The organism is Tateyamaria sp. syn59, assembly GCF_007995245.1.
In the GTDB taxonomy this organism is placed as follows: domain Bacteria; phylum Pseudomonadota; class Alphaproteobacteria; order Rhodobacterales; family Rhodobacteraceae; genus Tateyamaria.
Genome location: NZ_VCBA01000013.1, coordinates 39,509 through 56,468, shown reverse-complemented (window position 1 = coordinate 56,468; position 16,960 = coordinate 39,509). Strand labels below are relative to the sequence as shown.

Genomic DNA, 16,960 nt, shown 5'->3' with positions numbered 1-16,960 from the left:
GGGGAACCCACCTGTCGGGCAATGGGCGGCAGTATTTTCAGCCAGAAGAAACCACGCGGATCAAAGTGTAGTGCGCCGCAAGGCGCTCAATTTGACAGCGCCTTTTCCAGCTCGGGCAGAAACCGGTTCTCGTAATCCGACCCGACAAGCGGCCCCTGAAACCGATAAAGAACCGTGCCATCCGCATCCAGAATGAACGTCTCGGGCGGCGCCGTCACCCCCCAGTCGATGGCGGACCGGGCACCGGGATCAAAAGCGACCGCGACAAACGGATTGCCGTCCTCATCCAGATATTTCGACGCTGGGCCTTCGGTGTCGCGGAAATTCACCCCAATGATCGGCATGCCCTCTGCGGCCATCTCCAAAAGCTTGGGATGTTCGGCCCGGCACGGCGGGCACCACGACGCCCAGAAGTTCACCAGCGTCACCTCACCCCGCACAAGATCGCCCTCAGCCACAGGGGTATAATCAGCAAGCTGGGCATCCGTCAGCGGCGGCGCAGGCGCACCAATCCGGGTCGAGGGCAACTCATCAGGGTTCTCGCGAAACATGCCCACGGCTGCCAGCGCCACGAAGCCCGCAAAAATCCCGATGGGGGCCAGCATCAACGGCGACAGCTTAGCCATTGCGACCACTCCGCCGCTCCACTGCCTCCATCTCGGCGCGCACCTTACGCCCACGCCAGACGGTCAGCACAACGATGGCCACCAGCAGTACAATCGACACCGCATAGGCCGACAGCACCGCTTCGGCATATTTTCCAAGATCAGGCATCACGCCTCCTCCGCCCGCAAGCCCGCGCCCCGCGTCTCACGCGCCATCAACGCCCGCGTCCGACGCACCCGTATCTCGGTCCCCGTCCGGTACAGAACCAGCGCCAGGAACAGCAGGACAAACCCGGCAATGCAGACCAGCAGCGGGAAGTAGAACACGTCCGCCACATTCTCTTCCTTATCGAGGCTCAGCGACGCCCCCTGATGCAGCCCCTGGTTCCAGAACAGCACCGCATAGCGGCTGAGCACAGCAAAGACGGTGCCCACCAGACACAGGATCGAGGTCAAATCCGCCGCCGTATCGGGATCCTCAATCGCCTCCCACAAGGCCACGTAGCCCAGATAAAACAGAAACAGGATCAGGAACGAGGTCAGCCGCGGATCCCACGCCCACCAGGTCCCCCACATCGGCTGCCCCCAGATCGCGCCGGTAAAGAGCGCAATCAACGTCATCACGATCCCCACAGGCGCCGCCGCCCGCGCCGCCAGCGCCGACACATGATGCCGCCGCACGATCCAGATCAGCGAGGCCACCAGCATCATGAACCACGCATTGATCGCCATCAGCGCCGACGGCACGTGCAGGTATATGATCTTGACGGTCGATCCTTGCCGGAAGTCATCCGGGGTAAAGAAGAACCCCCAGATCAGCCCCACGACCAGACATACCCCGGACCCCCACCACAGCCACGGCTGTACGCGTTCGCTCAGACGCAGAAACTTGACAGGGTTGGCGTATTCCCAAAGTGACATATTTGATATCTAACCCCTCGCAGGCCCCATCTCAATCGACATCCGCGTTATCTCAGGTTCACCCGAAGCACAGCCCCTGCGGCAAATGGCATCGCCGCCAGCACGGCCAGCGTGATCCCCGCCAAAAGCAGTAAGGGCGTACCGGAGTCCAATCCCTCCGCCGCCCGCCGCGCCGCCTCCGCCCCAAAGATCAGCGTCGGCACGTAAAGCGGCAAAACCAAGAGCGACAGCAGAAGCCCCCCGCGCTTAATCCCAACCGTCAACGCAGCCCCAAAGGCCCCGATCATCGACAGCGCAGGCGTCCCGAGGGCAAGGCTCAACACGAGCACGCCATATCCAGACGGCGCAAGGTTCAAAAGCACCCCCAAAACAGGCGCCGCCAACACCAACGGCAAACCCGTGGTCACCCAATGCGCCGCCGCCTTCACCGCCACGATCCCCTCCAGCGGCAGGGGCGATGTCGCCAGCAAATCCAGCGCGCCATCCTCCCAATCGACGGCCAAGAGCCGATCCAGCGACAGAAGACACGCCAGCAGTGCCCCCAACCACAACACCCCCGGCGCAATCTGGGTCAACAGCGCCGATTGCGGCCCCACACTGAAGGGCACCAGCACGACGACAATCAGGAAAAACGCGAGCCCCAGGCCAAACCCACCCCCGGCCCGCAAGGCCAACGCCAGATCACGGAAAAACAACGCCCTCATAGAAACGCCTCGTCCGCGGCATCCATCTCAGCCGCCGCCGCGCGAAAGCCCGACACATCCAGCGTCTCGGCCTCAATCCCAAGATCGATATGCGTCGCCATCAACGCCGACCCACCGCGCGCCAAATGCCCCTTCACGGCCTCGGCAAAGAGCGCAACCGACGCCGCATCCAGCGACACGGTCGGCTCGTCCAGCACCCACACATCGCGCCCCGTGACCATCAACCGCGCAAGGCCCAACCGACGCTTCTGCCCCGCCGACAACCGACCCGCAGGCCGATCCACCAAATCCTCCAGATCAAAGGCCGCCAGCGCAGGCGCAATATCCGACTGCCCAAACACCGACGCCCAGAACCGCAAATTCTCCGCCACGGTCAACGCCGCCTTCAACCCATCCGCATGTGCAGCATAGGCAATCCGGTCATCAGCCCCCGCCACGGTCCCGGCCATCGGCAGCTGCAACCCCGCCACCGTGCGCAACAGCGTCGTCTTGCCCGAGCCGTTCGGCCCCCGCAGCACCAGCGCCCGACCAGGCCCCAGCACAAACGTCACACCAGCCAGAACGGGCACCCCACCACGGCCCACGGCCAGATCAGTGACAGTCAATTCCATGGAACATGGCTAACCGATTGAGCGGCCTGCCAAAAGCCCCCGATCCAACTTCATTTCGCCAAATAAACCGCGGGGGACGCGCAACGCGCGGGGGGCTGGCCCCCTCCACCCTCTCAAACAGGCAGCACCGCCAACGCAATGCGCCGCCCTTCGCTCAAAAGCACATTGTAGGTCCGCGCAGCAGACGGCGACGACATCACCTCAACACCCAAGCCAGCCTCTTCCAGCACAGACCGCAGATCGGCAGGGATATGTGCGACATCAGCGCCCGTGCCCATAAACAGCACATCCACCTGTCCTGCCAGCGCCAAAAGGGGCGCACGGTCTTCATAACCACCCCAACCGCCCGTACCCGCAGGACCGGTCAGCAAACCACCTTCAACCACCTCTCCGCCAATGCGGAAAAACCCCGGCCCATAGCCCTCGACCGGCTGCGCATCGGTGTAAGTGATCTCATTCAGGCGCATGACCCATCTCCCAAATCGGCAGGCCCAGAATAGCGGATGCCGCAATGACGATATAGGCCACTATGCGAAAAAGTCGCTCCGCCTGCGGGTCGAACAACCACGCCCCCACCACATTCGCAACCATGTAAAGCGGCACCATCACCAGCCCAATGATGACCGCTTGCGCATCCAGCAGACCGAAGACCAGGAAGATCCCCAGCTTCATCATATCGACACCTAACAGATACAGCAGGAAATTCGCACGGATCACCGCAATGGCCTTGGCCGACGCCATATACAGCAGAATGACCGGCGGCCCGGGAATACCCGCCAAACCACCAAGAAAGCCGCCAAACGTGCCCACGCCCACGGTGGTGCGCGGCCCCATAGGCCCCCGGTAGCGCCAGCCGGACATGAGCGCGCCTAGCAAGATCAGGATGGCAATCGACACCCCCCAGCCAAAGGCCACTGGATTGACAAAGGACAACGTCCATAGCCCCACAGGCAAACCAATCGCGACGCCCAGCAACAGCCAACCGGTCTCCCGCAAATTCCCATTACGCAAGGCCGGACGCAGGTTCGGAAGCGGCCCCCACAGCTCCACCACGGTCAGAAAGGCAAGCGCAGCAAAGGGCGACAGAACCGAGCTTGCCGCCGCCATGATGATCATGCCCGACCCGAACCCCGCAAAACCACGCACCAGCCCGGCCGCGAGGATCGCAGTGACGAGCCACCAGATCCCCGGCAACGCCAGCGCCTCAACGACTGCCGCGCTCATTCCCCGAACACCGGCAGCCCCATGACAATCGCCACCGCGATGATCACATAAGCCACCCGCCGATACAGCACTTGCCGCGCCGGATCGAACAGTGCCTGCCCGATGCGCGAGGCGACACCATAGGGCACGATCAAGATCAACCCCAGCACCACAGCCTCAACGGTCAGGAGCCCCTGCATCGCCATCAACGGCACCGTCAAAAGCCCGGTGATGGTCAGAAACACCAGAGTATTGGCCCGCGCCCGCGCCACACCTTCCTGCCCGCTCAACTGGAACAGAACCATGATCGGCCCCACTAGGCCCGTCGCGCCACCCACGACCCCAGTCGCCGCGGCGACAGACATGCGCGCCGCCCGGGTCGGGGCAGCCTGATACCGCCAGCCCAGCACCAACGCGATCAGGGTCAGCGTCGTGACGCCCAGCACCGCCCAACGCATGGTCGTCACATCATTCACCCGCAAGATCGCGATCCCAAGCGGCAGCGCAAGGGTAGCCAAGACAATCATCAACACCACATTCGGCCGGTCCGCCTGCTTCCATGCCCTCGGCACAACAGACACTAGCGACGCCAACGCCGTCACGCCAAAAGCTGCAATCGCCGTCTCCACCGGCAAGAACACTGTCGCCACCGGCATATAGACCAGCGCCGCCCCAAAGCCCGCAAAGCCATAGACGACACCCGCCACCACCGTGACGAGCAGCACCCAGACAAAGCCCGGCAACGCCAGCGTATCCGCAATCATTGCTGTCATGATGCGCCCAGCTTGCAGGCTCACGGCCTGCAAGCAAGGGCCAGTTCAGCGCCAGCGCTAGGCCAGCGCGTCAGGCATCCACATTGGCAAACTGGTTGCCCGCATTCGCATCCGGTTTCGACCAGTCACGCTTCACGCCCAGCCACAACAGGATGGTCGAGGCGACAAAGACCGAAGAATACGTCCCCACGATCACGCCCCAGATCATCGCAAAGACGAAGCCACGGATCACGTCGCCGCCCAGCACATAAAGCGAAATCAGCGCCAGCAGCGTCGTCACCGAGGTCATGACCGTCCGGCTCAACGTCTCGTTGATCGAGATGTTCAGCACCTCGTTCAGCGGCTTCTTCTTGTACTTCCGCAAGTTCTCCCGCACCCGGTCGAACACCACAACCGTGTCGTTCAGCGAATAGCCCACAATGGTCAGAAGGGCCGCGATGATGGCCAGATCAAACTTGATCTGCAGCTCGGAAAACACCCCGATGGTCAGGATCACGTCATGGACAAGGGCCGCAACGGCCCCCAACGCAAACTGCCACTCAAAGCGGAGCCAGATGTAGATCAGCACCGCCCCGATGGCCAAAAGCACCGCAATCGCGGCCGTCATGATCAACTCGCCCGAAACTTTCGGACCCACCGACTCCACCGATACGAACTGAATATCCGGCACGGCGGCACTCATCGCCGCCTGCACCGCGCGGATGGTCTCGGGCGTCACCGCCTCCTGCCCTTCCTGGGCCTGAATGCGGATCATCGCGACGTTCTGATCTGCGTCAAAGGTCGGATCGAAGACCTCGGTGATCGAGATATCGCCCAACTCCAGCGGCGTCAGCGCATCACGGTAGAGACCAATATCCACCGGCTGCGTGCTTTCCGTCCGCACGGTCGTCCCGCCCCGGAAGTCGATGCCATAGTTCAGCCCCTGCAACAGGAACGACACCGCCGCCAGCACGATCAGCAGACCGGAAATGCCCAACCAGATCTTCCACCGGCTGAAGAAATCGAAATTGGTGCCCTGTTTGACCAGCTTCAGTCGCATCTTACACCTCGATTGTCTTGGGGCGGCGGCGTTCGAACCACATCACCACCATCAGCCGCGTCACGAAGATCGCGGTAAACACGGACGTCAAAATGCCCAGACCCAGCGTGATCGCAAACCCGCGTACGGGGCCCGACCCCATGGCAAACAGGATCACAGCGGTAATGAAGGTCGTGATGTTGGCATCCAGAATAGCCGACAACGCCTTTTCATAGCCAAGCTCAATGGCCCGCGCAGGCCCCCGCGACGACTTCAGCTCCTCGCGGATGCGCTCAAACACCAGCACATTGGCGTCCACCGCCATACCAACCGTCAGCACAATCCCCGCAATCCCCGGCAAGGTCAGCGTCGCCCCGATCATGCTGAGCAAACCAAAGATCAGCCCGATATTGATGATCAGCGCAATGTTGGCAAAGATCCCGAACAGACCGTAACTCAGCCCCATGAACACCAGCACCGCGGCAAAGGCGACCATGGTCGCCACCTTGCCCGCATCAATGCTGTCCTGCCCCAGTTCCGGCCCGATGGTCCGTTCCTCAAGGAATGTCAGCTCCGCAGGCAACGCCCCCGCCCGCAACAGCACCGCGAGGTTCGTGGATTCCTCGACTGAGAAACGACCGGTAATAATCCCCGACCCGCCCGGAATATGGCTCTGGATCACGGGTGCAGACACCACCTCATCATCCAGCACAATGGCAAAGGGCGAGCCAATGTTCTCAGCCGTATAATCCCCAAACCGCCGTGCGCCCGTCGTATTGAACCGGAACGACACAGCCGGATTGCCATTCTGGTCAAAGCTCGGCTGCGCATCGACAAGGTCCTCGCCCGTCACCACCGGCGCGCTCTCGATGACATAAAACAGGCCCGGTTCATCCAGTGATGGGACCAGCTTGTTGCCCACACCGGCCGAGGCGTTCTCGTCCGACGTCCGGTTCACAACCGGATTAAAGGTCAACTGCGCCGTCGTCCCAATGATCTCCTTCAACTCGGCCGCCGACCCAATGCCCGGCACCTGAATGAGAATCCGCTGCGCGCCCTGCCGCTGAATGGTCGGCTCCCGCGTGCCCACCTCGTCAATCCGACGTCGCACGATCTCAAGCGACTGCTGCACCGTCCGCTCGTCCGAGGCCAACTTCTCTTCGTCACTCAACTGAACAACGACAACATCCGGCCCATCGGCACTGACAACAATGTCATTCGCGCCCACACCGGTCAGCGTCTGCACGGGTTGCTGCAACGTCCGCACCAACTGCAAAGCCCGCTGCATCCCCGCAGGCTCGCCAATCCGGATACGCAGCACATCCGCATCCGAAGGCTGCAACCGAATGGTGCCAATGGTCGCACGCTCCGCGCGCAAGGTATCACGCACCTCGGGCCACATCGCCTCGATCCGGCTGGCATAGACATCCTCGACCTGCACCTCGGCCAGCAGATGCGCACCCCCGCGCAGGTCCAAGCCAAGGTTCACCAATGCAGAGGGCATGAAATCCGGCCACTGTGCAAACAGCGCCTGGTTCTCAGGCGTATCAGCACCCAGCTCTATGGCCTGGGCCGCATCATTGTGCTGCTCAACGCGGGTATAGAACCCGTTGGGCAGGGCAAGGATCAGGCCCAGCGCACATAAGGACCAAATCAGTACCCGTTTCCACGCATCGATCTGAAGCATTACTTCGCAGGCTCGGTTTTATTGAGCACCTGCGCGATGGTGGACTTCACGACGCGGACTTTCACGCCCTCGGCCACTTCCACCTCGACCTCATTGTCTTCCTTGACCTTCGACACCTTGCCGATCAGCCCCCCTTGGGTCACCACCTGATCACCCCGGCGCAGGGCTTCAACCATGGCGGCATGCTCCTTGACCTTCTTTTGCTGAGGCCGGATCAGCAGGAAATACATGATCGCAAAGATCAGGATCAGGGGAATGAACTGGCCGATGGCTTCCATGGGAATTGTCCTTGGTCTTGGGGCGGCAACTGGCCCGCTTCAGAGTTTGGCAGAACCTATGGGCGGGGAGGTGTTAGCGCAAGGCACAAAGGGGGCACAAAACGGGGGATTGATAGGTCACAGATCACACGGGCCGGATCAAAGACCTTTTGCCCGACGCACATTCGCGTCAGAATGGTGGGATGGAGAATACAATTACTATCCTGATAACCCTTCCCGCGACATTCTTTTGGGGCTTGATAACCCTGGCAGGCGTGATTGCAGCTTCAGGCTTGGTTTACATCAGCCTACCTAAAGCCAACGACACAACTGGCCCGGTCGGCCTACAATCCCGTTTCGGCGCGGAGGGCCTGCACCCCATCGTTTTCCTCACTTGCATCGTCCTTTGGACCGGTCTTACCCTTGTATTGGTGGTGGGGCTCTTCGGATTAATACTGGATGTTGCCACTGATCATGTCCCTCAGCGAACAGCGCCCACCGACAGCCCGGCAACGCAGAGCCAGAAGATCGCTGCCATCTGGGAATTTCGTTTCAAACTGGTGCAGCTCACCGCGCTCACGACAGTATTGGGCGCTGCCATCGCTCTGCCGGTCACGCTGATCCGGCTCAGACTAGCCTCGCGTCAAACAGAAGCGACAGAAGACGGGCTACTAGTTGAAAAATTGAACACGGCGACCAAAGCGCTTGGCGAAACAATCTCGGATCCAAACGGTACAAGACCAAACACTGCTGTCAGAATAGCGGCGATCATGTCACTTGAACGTATCGCATCCGAGGCACACTCGATGTCCATAAAAGTTCAGATCTTACAACTGCTGGCCTACTACATCCAAGAACATGCAACAGGCTCCAGCAAGAGAACAACGCAATCAACCAAGAAACCCAGCGTGAGCGGCGACATCAGAGCGGCGCTCAAATCAGCCGCTTGCGTTTGCGCAATGTTTCCCTCAACTGGTTTCTTTGGAAGCGACCTCTTTGTTGATCTAAGACGAGTGAACTTCTCACGAGAAAGGCTACTTGACGGAACCTTCCGCAACGCGCGTTTAAACCTCGCACAGTTTGGCCAATCAAGCTTGCACGGATGTCGTTTCGAAAAATGCCATATCCGTGCAGCGGACTGCCGATCGACACTCTTTCACGGCAGCGTTTTTGTCGGGTGTCTGCTGCGAAAACTCGTTTTCGACCGACACACTACCTTCACCAAGTCACAATTTCTCGGCTGCGCCTTTCGCGAGATCGACTTCTCTCAGGTAGGCATAAAGCAAGGGCATCTCAACGCGACCTTTGCAGACGGTTCCGTAACGCTGCCGCACTATCTTAAACGGCCACCGCACTGGAGTAGTGATGTCTTACGCGAAGGTGAATTCGATGACGCTTGGCGCATGTGGCAGTCCAGCCTACCGGTTGGTTGGGACACCTCGGCTGACTAGTCTCACACCCCAAACCCTACCCAATCCCTAACCTCCCACCCCAAACCTTAACGCCCCCCAAAAGTTAACCAAACCTCACCACCCCACCACCGCCCAAAACACGCAGTTTCCCCTGCAAAATGTGCAGTTTCCCCAATCCCCTCTCAAAACCCCACATTTCCACCCCGCCAAAACACGCAGTTTCACCCCCAAACATCGCAGTTTGCCCGCAACACCCTGCCACAGCCCCACCGTACGCTGCCTTAACCTCTTGGCCCCTGCCCCCTGATCGGGCATAGGGGCGGCACTGTAAAATCTGTCCCGAGGATTAGACCAATGCACGACATCCGCGCCATCCGCGCCAATCCCGCCGCTTTCGACGCCGCCCTCGCGCGCCGTGGGGACGCTGCGATGTCGTCGTCCCTTCTGGCCCTCGACGAAGCGCGCCGTGCCAAGATCCTCGCGGCCGAAACCGCGCAGGCAGACCAGAACAAGGCCAGCAAGGAAGTGGGCGCCGCCAAGGGCCGCGGGGACGAGGATGAATTCCAACGCCTCCGCGCCTTAGTCGCTGAAAAGAAAGCGGAAATCGCGCAGATGCAGGAGGAGGCAAAGGCGCTCGACGCCGAGCTGACCGACGCCCTCGCGCGCATCGCCAACCTGCCCTCCGAGGACGTGCCGGAAGGCGCGGACGAGGATGACAACGTCGAAATCCACAAGTGGGGCGACCCGCAAACCTTTGATTTCGATGCAAAAGAGCATTTCGAGATCGCAGGCGTCGCCGCCTCCATGGACTTTGAGACCGCTGCCAAGACCTCGGGCAGCCGTTTTGTCATGCTCAAGGGCGCCGTTGCCCGCATCCACCGCGCCCTCGCCCAATTCATGATCGACACCCATGTCGATCAGAATGGGCTCACGGAAGTGAACAGCCCCGTGCTCGTGCGCGACGATGCCATGTATGGGACTGATAAACTTCCAAAATTTGGCGAAGACAGCTACCGGACCGAAGACGGTATGTGGCTTGTTCCCACCTCCGAAGTGCCCCTGACCTACACCGTCGCCGGCGACGTTCTCGACGAGGCGGCCCTACCCATCCGCATGACGGCCCACACGCTCTGCTTCCGCTCCGAAGCGGGCAGCGCGGGACGCGACACGGCAGGTATGCTGCGTCAGCACCAGTTCGAAAAGGTCGAGATGGTGTCGATCACCCACCCCGACGCCTCCGAGGACGAACAGAAGCGGATGCTTGGCTGCGCCCAGGGCCTCCTGGAAGTTCTTGAAATCCCTTACAGAACCGTCGTTCTCTGCACGGGTGACATGGGCTTTGGCGCACGCCGCACCTATGATATCGAGGCATGGCTACCGGGTCAGAACACCTACCGCGAGATCAGCTCAGTCTCGACCACGGGTGACTTCCAGGCCCGCCGCATGAACGCCCGGTTCAAACCCGCAGACGGCGGAAAACCGCAATTCGTTCACACACTTAATGGCTCGGGCCTCGCCGTGGGCCGCTGCCTGATCGCGGTGCTGGAAAATGGCCAGCAAGCCGACGGGTCTGTCACTCTGCCCAAGGCGTTGGCACCTTACCTCGGGGGCAGGACAACACTCGGCGCGGACGGCGCGCTGGTTTAGAACCGCAAAGACCCGGGGCGGTATTCAGGCCGCCCCGTTTTGCGTTCTGTGACCGACGGGTGGAGTTCCAAATCTGACCCGGGCCCTTGCCGCCATTTCCGCAACCACGACAGGCTGATGTCCATCTCTGCGTCCGCAAGCGGGTCCGGCGAGGTGGGCGGGAAGGTTTTCTCTGGCTCAATCGTCAAACGGCCAGCCCCCTGCACGACCCAGTCCAGAGTGATCGCAGACAAACCTTGCGACGTGCCCGACCCGCCTACAATGCCGTGATTTCCGACAAACCACATCTGCTGATACGGGCGCAGCGGCCCTACATCGCCGTTGTTCAACCCTTTGTCCCCGTCCAGATTGTCCCATTTGGCGGGTTTGTACATGACACGCAATTCGTCCAGCGCCAGCGCATGACGGGCAGATTGCACAAGGCTCGACAGCGCCATGTCATGGAATGCGTATTGCCTGTTCCATAGGCTTGCGACCGGCCCCAGAAGCGATGGCGGGATGCCCCGCGCACCCACCGTGTCCCACACTCCTAGATATGGGATGGCGACCATGCGGGATGTATCGTTTCGCCAGGCCAAGTCACTGACAGATGTGCCAAAATTCGGCGACATCTCACGTCGCGCCTCGCGAATATGCGGGGCGTCCGGATGGTTTCGCGCACCGCGTTTTCGGTAAAGTTGAAAGGCTTTGTTGATCCCGTCGGTGCTGGTGTCCTGAACGATCCCGCATTTGCGGATCATCCCCGCGACGGACCGGGCGGTGTAGGCTCCGCGCGAGAAACCGAAGAGATAGATCTCGTCCCCGTTTTGATAGGCTTGTGCGAGAAACTGGTACGCCTGCTTGACCTTTGCATCGAGCCCCCAGCCGAACGCCCCACCCGCGTATTTGTTCAAGGCTTTCATGACCGGCCCGTCAAACCGCCTGTCCGTGCCGATCCCCTTGAAGTAGGCGACGACCTGCCCTTTGGCCGGATCGTTGACAAGCGCCTGGGCGAGTTTGTGTACGCTTGTCGGTTCAGGAATATCGGGCGAATTCCAGGTTCCGTCGCAGAAAACAGCAATACGTGTCATGGTAGGCAAGTCCTTGAAATGCAATGCGCCAGACTAGGTTCTGACTGGCTGAAATTCGTGGTTTCGTCACAAAGATGATCTGCGGTAGAAATTTTGTAAACGGTGGAAAACCATGCCTGCGCTCGTGCTGATCCTCGCCCTGACCTTTGCCGCGTCGCCCTTCTGGGTGCCGGATTTCGGTGGGTTCGAAGGCGACCAGTTCCCCGTTCCGCAGATCAACCCGCCCGTGCAGCCCGAAGGATACGCGTTTGCGATCTGGGGGCCGATCTACCTTTGGCTGGTGGTCGGCGCGGGCTTTGGCGTGGTTAAGCGCTGGTCGGCACCGGATTGGGCTCCGATGCGCGTCCCGTTGGCGGTGTCGCTGGCGGTGGGCAGCGTTTGGTTGCCGGTCGCCGTGCAGAGCCCAGTCTGGGCGACCGTCCTGATCTGGGTGATGCTGATCAGCGCGCTCATCGCTCTTTGGCGTAGTCCGCGGCTCGATCCCTGGGCGGCGGCTTGGCCGGTTGGCCTTTATGCTGGGTGGCTGAGTGCGGCGAGCTGTGTGGCGCTTGGGCTGATGCTCGGTGGATATGGCTGGACATCCGAGCGGACGGCGGCCTGGCTGATGGTGACCGCGGCGGTGATCCTCGCGCTGCTGATCCAACGAGGCCTCGGGCGCGCGCCGACCTATGGGGTCGCGGTCATCTGGGCGCTGGTGGCCATTGGCGTTCAGAACGGCTTTGATCCACGCTCGGTCGGGGCGCTGGCGGTGCTGGGAGCGGTCGTCATGATCCGACCCACGGTAAGCGCCATACGCGGCGAAAATCTGTCCCCGCGGGGACAACTCTGATTTCAAACGCTTTTTCTGTTAAATTCCGTTAACCAAGGTTAACCGCGCCGTCCTTCGGTGTGTTTGCGCAGCTTGGAGGGCCCCGCCTTTTTGCGGCCCTTGTAGGGATTGGCATCGCTTTGCCCACGCATGAACAGGCGGATTGGCGTGCCCGGCATGTCGAAGTCGAGGCGCAGGCCGTTCACCAGATAGCGGTTGTAGCTTTCCGGCACCTTGTCGGGGTGCGAGCACATGACAACGAAACCCGGTGGCCGGGTCTTGGCCTGGGTCATGTAGCGCAGCTTGATCCGCTTTCCTTGCGGTGCCGGCGGCGGGTGCTGTTCGAGCATACCGGTCAGCCAGCGGTTCAGAGCAGCGGTGGGAACCCGGCGGTTCCAGACGTCATAGGCGCGCAGGATCGCGCCGTGCAGACGGTCGAGGCCGCGACCGGTCTTGGCCGAGACGGTCACAAGCGGCGCGCCCTTGAGTTGGGGCAGAAGCCGTTCAAAGCTCTCTTTCAGCTCCCTCAGCTTGGCCTGCTTGTCGTCTTCGACATCCCATTTGTTGATGGCGATGACGACAGCGCGCCCTTCGCGTTCGGCGAGGTCTGCGATCCGCAGGTCCTGCTGTTCAAAGGGGATGGCGGCATCAAGGAGCACGACAACCACCTCGGCGAATTTCACGGCACGCAGGCCGTCAGAGACGGACAGCTTTTCCAACTTTTCCTGCACCTTGGCCCGCTTGCGCATGCCTGCGGTGTCAAAGATGCGCATGGGCGTGCCGTCCCAGTCGGTACGCAGGGAGATTGCGTCGCGGGTGATCCCGGCTTCGGGGCCGGTCAACAGGCGGTCTTCGCCGATGATGCGGTTGATGAGGGTGGATTTGCCCGCGTTCGGACGGCCCACGACAGCCACTTGCAGGGGTTTCGAGGCTGTGGGTTGGGGGACCTCGTCGGTGTCCTCCCCGTCCACGCTCACGTCGGTTTCGGGATCTTCCTGCGCGTTTTTCTCTGCGAAGAGATCGGCAAGAGGCTGCAGTTGGGCATAGAGGTCGTTGAGCCCCTCACCATGTTCTGCAGACAGTCGGATCGGCTCGCCCAGACCGAGCGAGAAGGCTTCGAGCACGCCAGCATCGGCGGCGGACCCTTCGCCCTTGTTGGCGGCGAGCAGCACGTGATCGGCGCGCTTGCGCAGGATGTCGGCAAAGACCTCGTCCGTCGGCGTCACGCCGGTGCGGGCGTCGATCATGAAGAGGCACACATCGGCCATGTCGACGGCACGTTCGGTCAGGCGGCGCATGCGGCCCTGCAGGCTGTCATCGTTGGCTTCCTCAAGCCCGGCCGTGTCGATCACGGTAAAGCGCAGGTCAGCGAGCTTCCCGAGTCCCTCGCGCAGGTCGCGCGTCACGCCGGGCTGGTCGTCGACCAGCGCCAGGCGCTTGCCCACAAGGCGGTTGAACAGCGTCGACTTGCCCACATTGGGCCGTCCGACAATGGCGAGGGTCATGGTCATGGGGTGCGTATCCGACAGATCAAGCCGTGCACATAGACTATGCGGACGGTCACTTAAAGGGGGTCCGACGCACACGAACCTTGCGTTGTCCCACGGCTCTGCCTTTGCTGGTTCCATGAGGCTTGCACAAGAGATACGGACACAGCGGCTGGTTTTGCGTCCGCTGGCCCTGCAGGACTGCCGGTTCTTCGTACGCTTGCTGGGCAATGCCGACACGCGACGGTATCTGGGCGGCCCCGTATCAAGGCAACATGCGATGCGCCGGTTTTGGGAATACCTGTCCTTGCCCGATGGTGCGGCGGCCTGGCTGGTCTGTCGTGCTGCAGACGCCCAATCGCTTGGGATGGTGGAGCTGGGGCGGCACAAGGACGGGGCAGATACAGAGGTGTCGTACCAGTTCGATCCCGCCGTGTGGGGGCATGGATATGCCCGCGAAGCCGTTGGCGCTGTCGTTGCCGAAGCCCTTTGCACTGGCGCACTGAAGCGGGTGATCGCGGAAACCCAGACCGCGAATGGGGCGTCCTGCCGCCTGCTTGAACAGCTGGGCATGGTAGCGATCACGCGGGTTCAACGGTTTGGTGCGGAGCAGGTGATCTATGCCAAGACTGCACGCAAAGGTCCCGTTTGAGGCCCTATGCACGCGCGCCGGTCCAAGGGGCACCTACCGTTTATCGGTAGGCCAGCAATTGCCCGTTGCGCGACACGACATACAGTGTTTGCCCCGCAACCACGGGGGCCGTGGATGCACCACCGGGAATATCTGCCGAACCGGCCAGCGCGCCCGTTGTAGGGTCAAAACTGCGCAGCACTTCATCCGACGAGGCAACCAGCAGGCGGCCGCCAGCCAAAACGGGGCCGTGATGGGCAAAGACCTCGGACTGGCGATTTGGCCGGTTCTGAACAAAGTTGGGCAGGCGCGTGCCCCAGACCCGGCTGCCATCTGCGGCATCGAGACGAAGCAGTTCGTTGCGGTCGGAGATCAGGAAGACACTGTTGCCCACCGGCAGAACGGTGTCGATCGCCCCCTCGCCCGCGGTCCAGATCGGGGTGCCGGAGCCTGCGTTCACGGCCACGGTGCGCCCGGACTGGTTTCCGGCATAGATGACACCATCCTTGGCGATGGGCCGACCGGTGACATCATCGACCTTGGACAATGCACGCCCCTGCCGTTCCCCCAGAACAGAGGCGTCCCAGCGCCGGAGCCCGCCCTGCCGGAACACGGCCTGCAACTCGCCCGAGCCGAAGGAGAAGACCGTGAGCCCGTCCGTCACGATGGGCGCGGGGCCACCCAGCACGTTCGTGCGTGCTTCGGAACTTGTGACTTGCCAGGCGATACGCCCGTCGTCTTTTTCGATAGCCCAGCCGGTGTCGTCGCCAGCCATGACGTAAACGAGGTTTTCGAACACTGTAGGGCGCCCGACGCCGATCGCCTCCAGTTCTTGCGTCCACAGGGTGCCGCCAGTGCTGGTGTCAAGCGCGGTGAGCGTGCCGAGGCCGCTTGAGACATAAAGCACATCGCCATCAACGGCGAGCCCGCCACCGGTGCCATCGCCCTGTTCGGCGCGGGCGGGCAGGATATCGCGTTGCCATAGCAGCTGGCCGGAAGTGGAGACGGCAGAAACGGTCGTTTCAGCGTCCAGCGTGAAGACGCGCCCGCCCGCCACGACCGGATCCGCCACGATGCGGTGTTTCCGGCTGTCGCCTTCGCCAATATTCACGGACCAGATTGGTGTGAGTGTCTGGTTCAGTTGCGGGTGATCGGTGCGGAAGGCCGGTGTGCCAAAGCTTTGCGCCGCGTCGGCATTGGCGACCTGAGGTGGCAGTGTGATGTCGCGGGCCGCGTCCGTTAGGACCACGGCTTCGGTCGCTTCGCCGGACAGCGCGGCCGAGACCGGTTCGCGTTTGCCGGGCAGGATGGTTTCCCGTTCGGCGCACCCGGCCAGGACAGCAAGTGCTACAATCCCCAACACGGCACGGCGCTGCGCGTAAAGTCCCATGCCCCGATCCCTCATCGTCCGACCCATCTTATTCTCCGGCGGTCTCTGTGGCCTCTGGCGCGCCGCCCAGCGCCACCATTGCCTGTAGGGCACGGCGTTGCAAGCCCGGGGTCGCTTCGGCGTCGTCCATTATGCTTTGAAAGCGGGCGATTGCCGCGTCTGTGTCGCCGGTCTCGATATCGATGAGCGCCAGTTGCTCTTCGGCGTGCAGACGGAGGCGGACGCCGGGAACAGCGAGGGCCGCAAAGCCCTGGCGGCGGGTGTCGGCATCCTCGGTTGTCGATTGCAGCATGAGCGATTTGAACGTGGCGATCTGGCGGTAGATCAGCGGCAGGTCAGAGGATTGCGCGACCGGTGCCAGCGTGGCAATGGCCTCCGCGTCCTGGCCTGCCTGGGCCTGCGCGCCCGCGGTCATGAAAGCCAGCACGGCGGCACCCTCGGGCGTTTCAGCGGTGACACCTGCCAGCGCTTCGGCCCGTGCGGCGTCTTCATTGGACGCGAGAGCGGCCAGCATCGCGTCACCGAGCGCTTGAGCCCGCGCTTGTTCCTGGGCCCGGCGGTATTCGTTGAAGCCAGCGGCGCCGACGATCAGCAGGATGACCAACCCGGCAATCCAACCGTAGCGTTTGACATAGCCAAACAGGCGGTCGCGGCGCACCTCTTCGGTGACTTCATCAATAAAGCTGTCGGTATCGCTCACGCCCGCGCTCCCAGTTCCCGTGGTGGATCTGGCCAC

19 protein-coding genes are annotated in these 16,960 nt (G+C 61.9%); 4 read left to right on the top strand and 15 right to left on the bottom strand.

Going from position 1 to position 16,960, the window contains the following annotated elements; translation table 11 throughout:
- Positions 1-86 precede the first annotated feature (86 nt).
- From FD715_RS18935 to yajC, 11 genes are all read right to left on the bottom strand, one after another.
- Positions 87-626 carry a DsbE family thiol:disulfide interchange protein gene (locus FD715_RS18935; RefSeq protein WP_147113700.1) on the bottom strand — a complete coding sequence of 180 codons (540 nt, stop codon included), beginning with the start codon at positions 624-626 and terminating at the stop codon, positions 87-89.
- Positions 619-774 carry a heme exporter protein CcmD gene (gene ccmD / locus FD715_RS18930; RefSeq protein WP_039683218.1) on the bottom strand — a complete coding sequence of 52 codons (156 nt, stop codon included), beginning with the start codon at positions 772-774 and terminating at the stop codon, positions 619-621. The genes FD715_RS18935 and ccmD overlap by 8 nt, the downstream gene beginning before the upstream one ends.
- Complete coding sequence (locus tag FD715_RS18925; protein ID WP_147113697.1) at positions 774-1,526, bottom strand: heme ABC transporter permease; 753 nt, start codon at positions 1,524-1,526, stop codon at positions 774-776. The genes ccmD and FD715_RS18925 overlap by 1 nt, the downstream gene beginning before the upstream one ends.
- A gap of 47 nt (positions 1,527-1,573) precedes the next feature.
- Complete coding sequence (gene ccmB / locus FD715_RS18920; RefSeq protein WP_039683222.1) at positions 1,574-2,230, bottom strand: heme exporter protein CcmB; 657 nt, start codon at positions 2,228-2,230, stop codon at positions 1,574-1,576.
- Positions 2,227-2,841: a heme ABC exporter ATP-binding protein CcmA gene (gene ccmA / locus FD715_RS18915; protein WP_147113695.1), complete on the bottom strand. Its 615-nt coding sequence runs from the start codon at positions 2,839-2,841 to the stop codon at positions 2,227-2,229. Before ccmA ends, ccmB begins: the two co-directional genes overlap by 4 nt.
- A 113-nt stretch (positions 2,842-2,954) precedes the next feature.
- On the bottom strand, positions 2,955-3,308 hold the full coding sequence (locus FD715_RS18910) for an Mth938-like domain-containing protein (protein WP_147113692.1): 354 nt from the start codon (positions 3,306-3,308) through the stop codon (positions 2,955-2,957).
- Positions 3,295-4,065 (bottom strand): sulfite exporter TauE/SafE family protein, encoded by a 771-nt coding sequence (locus FD715_RS18905; RefSeq protein WP_147113689.1) that lies wholly within the window; start codon positions 4,063-4,065, stop codon positions 3,295-3,297. Before FD715_RS18905 ends, FD715_RS18910 begins: the two co-directional genes overlap by 14 nt.
- Positions 4,062-4,817, bottom strand: a complete 756-nt coding sequence (locus FD715_RS18900) for a sulfite exporter TauE/SafE family protein (protein WP_147113686.1) — start codon at positions 4,815-4,817, stop codon at positions 4,062-4,064. The genes FD715_RS18905 and FD715_RS18900 overlap by 4 nt, the downstream gene beginning before the upstream one ends.
- Positions 4,818-4,887: 70 nt before the next feature.
- Positions 4,888-5,856 (bottom strand): protein translocase subunit SecF, encoded by a 969-nt coding sequence (secF, locus tag FD715_RS18895; protein WP_147113684.1) that lies wholly within the window; start codon positions 5,854-5,856, stop codon positions 4,888-4,890.
- Position 5,857: 1 nt separating this feature from the next.
- Positions 5,858-7,522: a protein translocase subunit SecD gene (gene secD / locus FD715_RS18890; RefSeq protein WP_147113680.1), complete on the bottom strand. Its 1,665-nt coding sequence runs from the start codon at positions 7,520-7,522 to the stop codon at positions 5,858-5,860.
- The gene (gene yajC, locus FD715_RS18885; protein ID WP_039683235.1) at positions 7,522-7,800 is read right to left on the bottom strand and encodes a preprotein translocase subunit YajC; all 279 of its coding nucleotides are present in this window, start codon (positions 7,798-7,800) and stop codon (positions 7,522-7,524) included. The genes secD and yajC overlap by 1 nt, the downstream gene beginning before the upstream one ends.
- 182 nt (positions 7,801-7,982) lie before the next feature.
- Here yajC and FD715_RS18880 point away from each other — a divergent pair, with 182 nt between their 5' ends.
- Together FD715_RS18880 and serS are read left to right on the top strand one after the other, a co-directional pair.
- Positions 7,983-9,230 (top strand): pentapeptide repeat-containing protein, encoded by a 1,248-nt coding sequence (locus FD715_RS18880; protein WP_147113677.1) that lies wholly within the window; start codon positions 7,983-7,985, stop codon positions 9,228-9,230.
- A 315-nt stretch (positions 9,231-9,545) separates the two neighbouring features.
- Positions 9,546-10,838: a serine--tRNA ligase gene (gene serS, locus FD715_RS18875; protein ID WP_147113675.1), complete on the top strand. Its 1,293-nt coding sequence runs from the start codon at positions 9,546-9,548 to the stop codon at positions 10,836-10,838.
- Here serS and FD715_RS18870 read toward each other — a convergent pair.
- On the bottom strand, positions 10,835-11,908 hold the full coding sequence (locus FD715_RS18870; RefSeq protein ID WP_147113672.1) for a DUF2235 domain-containing protein: 1,074 nt from the start codon (positions 11,906-11,908) through the stop codon (positions 10,835-10,837). The two genes, serS and FD715_RS18870, sit on opposite strands and share 4 nt — an antisense overlap.
- A gap of 112 nt (positions 11,909-12,020) precedes the next feature.
- Here FD715_RS18870 and FD715_RS18865 point away from each other — a divergent pair, with 112 nt between their 5' ends.
- Positions 12,021-12,737 carry a tryptophan-rich sensory protein gene (locus FD715_RS18865; protein ID WP_147113670.1) on the top strand — a complete coding sequence of 239 codons (717 nt, stop codon included), beginning with the start codon at positions 12,021-12,023 and terminating at the stop codon, positions 12,735-12,737.
- A gap of 38 nt (positions 12,738-12,775) precedes the next feature.
- On the opposite strand, the gene der is transcribed toward FD715_RS18865, so the two are convergent.
- Complete coding sequence (gene der, locus FD715_RS18860; protein WP_147113668.1) at positions 12,776-14,227, bottom strand: ribosome biogenesis GTPase Der; 1,452 nt, start codon at positions 14,225-14,227, stop codon at positions 12,776-12,778.
- 115 nt (positions 14,228-14,342) lie between these two features.
- Here der and FD715_RS18855 point away from each other — a divergent pair, with 115 nt between their 5' ends.
- Positions 14,343-14,855, top strand: coding sequence for a GNAT family N-acetyltransferase (locus tag FD715_RS18855; RefSeq protein WP_189799555.1), 513 nt, complete (start codon positions 14,343-14,345; stop codon positions 14,853-14,855).
- A 40-nt stretch (positions 14,856-14,895) separates the two neighbouring features.
- On the opposite strand, the gene FD715_RS18850 is transcribed toward FD715_RS18855, so the two are convergent.
- Both FD715_RS18850 and FD715_RS18845 read right to left on the bottom strand, forming a co-directional pair.
- A complete protein-coding gene (locus FD715_RS18850) occupies positions 14,896-16,251 on the bottom strand; it encodes a PQQ-like beta-propeller repeat protein (protein ID WP_223274977.1) in 1,356 nt (451 codons plus the stop codon).
- Position 16,252: 1 nt separating this feature from the next.
- Complete coding sequence (locus FD715_RS18845; RefSeq protein ID WP_147113659.1) at positions 16,253-16,924, bottom strand: hypothetical protein; 672 nt, start codon at positions 16,922-16,924, stop codon at positions 16,253-16,255.
- Between the last annotated feature and the right edge of the window lie 36 nt (positions 16,925-16,960).

Excerpts from the sequence above, each read along its gene's own strand:
- FD715_RS18935 (WP_147113700.1), bottom strand. The coding sequence starts at position 626 with ATGGCTAAGCTGTCGCCGTTGATGCTGGCCCCCATCGGGATTTTTGCG.
- ccmD (WP_039683218.1), bottom strand. The coding sequence starts at position 774 with ATGCCTGATCTTGGAAAATATGCCGAAGCGGTGCTGTCGGCCTATGCG.
- FD715_RS18925 (WP_147113697.1), bottom strand. The coding sequence starts at position 1,526 with ATGTCACTTTGGGAATACGCCAACCCTGTCAAGTTTCTGCGTCTGAGC.
- ccmB (WP_039683222.1), bottom strand. The coding sequence starts at position 2,230 with ATGAGGGCGTTGTTTTTCCGTGATCTGGCGTTGGCCTTGCGGGCCGGG.
- ccmA (WP_147113695.1), bottom strand. The coding sequence starts at position 2,841 with ATGGAATTGACTGTCACTGATCTGGCCGTGGGCCGTGGTGGGGTGCCC.
- FD715_RS18910 (WP_147113692.1), bottom strand. The coding sequence starts at position 3,308 with ATGCGCCTGAATGAGATCACTTACACCGATGCGCAGCCGGTCGAGGGC.
- FD715_RS18905 (WP_147113689.1), bottom strand. The coding sequence starts at position 4,065 with ATGAGCGCGGCAGTCGTTGAGGCGCTGGCGTTGCCGGGGATCTGGTGG.
- FD715_RS18900 (WP_147113686.1), bottom strand. The coding sequence starts at position 4,817 with ATGACAGCAATGATTGCGGATACGCTGGCGTTGCCGGGCTTTGTCTGG.
- secF (WP_147113684.1), bottom strand. The coding sequence starts at position 5,856 with ATGCGACTGAAGCTGGTCAAACAGGGCACCAATTTCGATTTCTTCAGC.
- secD (WP_147113680.1), bottom strand. The coding sequence starts at position 7,522 with ATGCTTCAGATCGATGCGTGGAAACGGGTACTGATTTGGTCCTTATGT.
- yajC (WP_039683235.1), bottom strand. The coding sequence starts at position 7,800 with ATGGAAGCCATCGGCCAGTTCATTCCCCTGATCCTGATCTTTGCGATC.
- FD715_RS18880 (WP_147113677.1), top strand. The coding sequence starts at position 7,983 with ATGGAGAATACAATTACTATCCTGATAACCCTTCCCGCGACATTCTTT.
- serS (WP_147113675.1), top strand. The coding sequence starts at position 9,546 with ATGCACGACATCCGCGCCATCCGCGCCAATCCCGCCGCTTTCGACGCC.
- FD715_RS18870 (WP_147113672.1), bottom strand. The coding sequence starts at position 11,908 with ATGACACGTATTGCTGTTTTCTGCGACGGAACCTGGAATTCGCCCGAT.
- FD715_RS18865 (WP_147113670.1), top strand. The coding sequence starts at position 12,021 with ATGCCTGCGCTCGTGCTGATCCTCGCCCTGACCTTTGCCGCGTCGCCC.
- der (WP_147113668.1), bottom strand. The coding sequence starts at position 14,227 with ATGACCATGACCCTCGCCATTGTCGGACGGCCCAATGTGGGCAAGTCG.
- FD715_RS18855 (WP_189799555.1), top strand. The coding sequence starts at position 14,343 with ATGAGGCTTGCACAAGAGATACGGACACAGCGGCTGGTTTTGCGTCCG.
- FD715_RS18850 (WP_223274977.1), bottom strand. The coding sequence starts at position 16,251 with ATGGGTCGGACGATGAGGGATCGGGGCATGGGACTTTACGCGCAGCGC.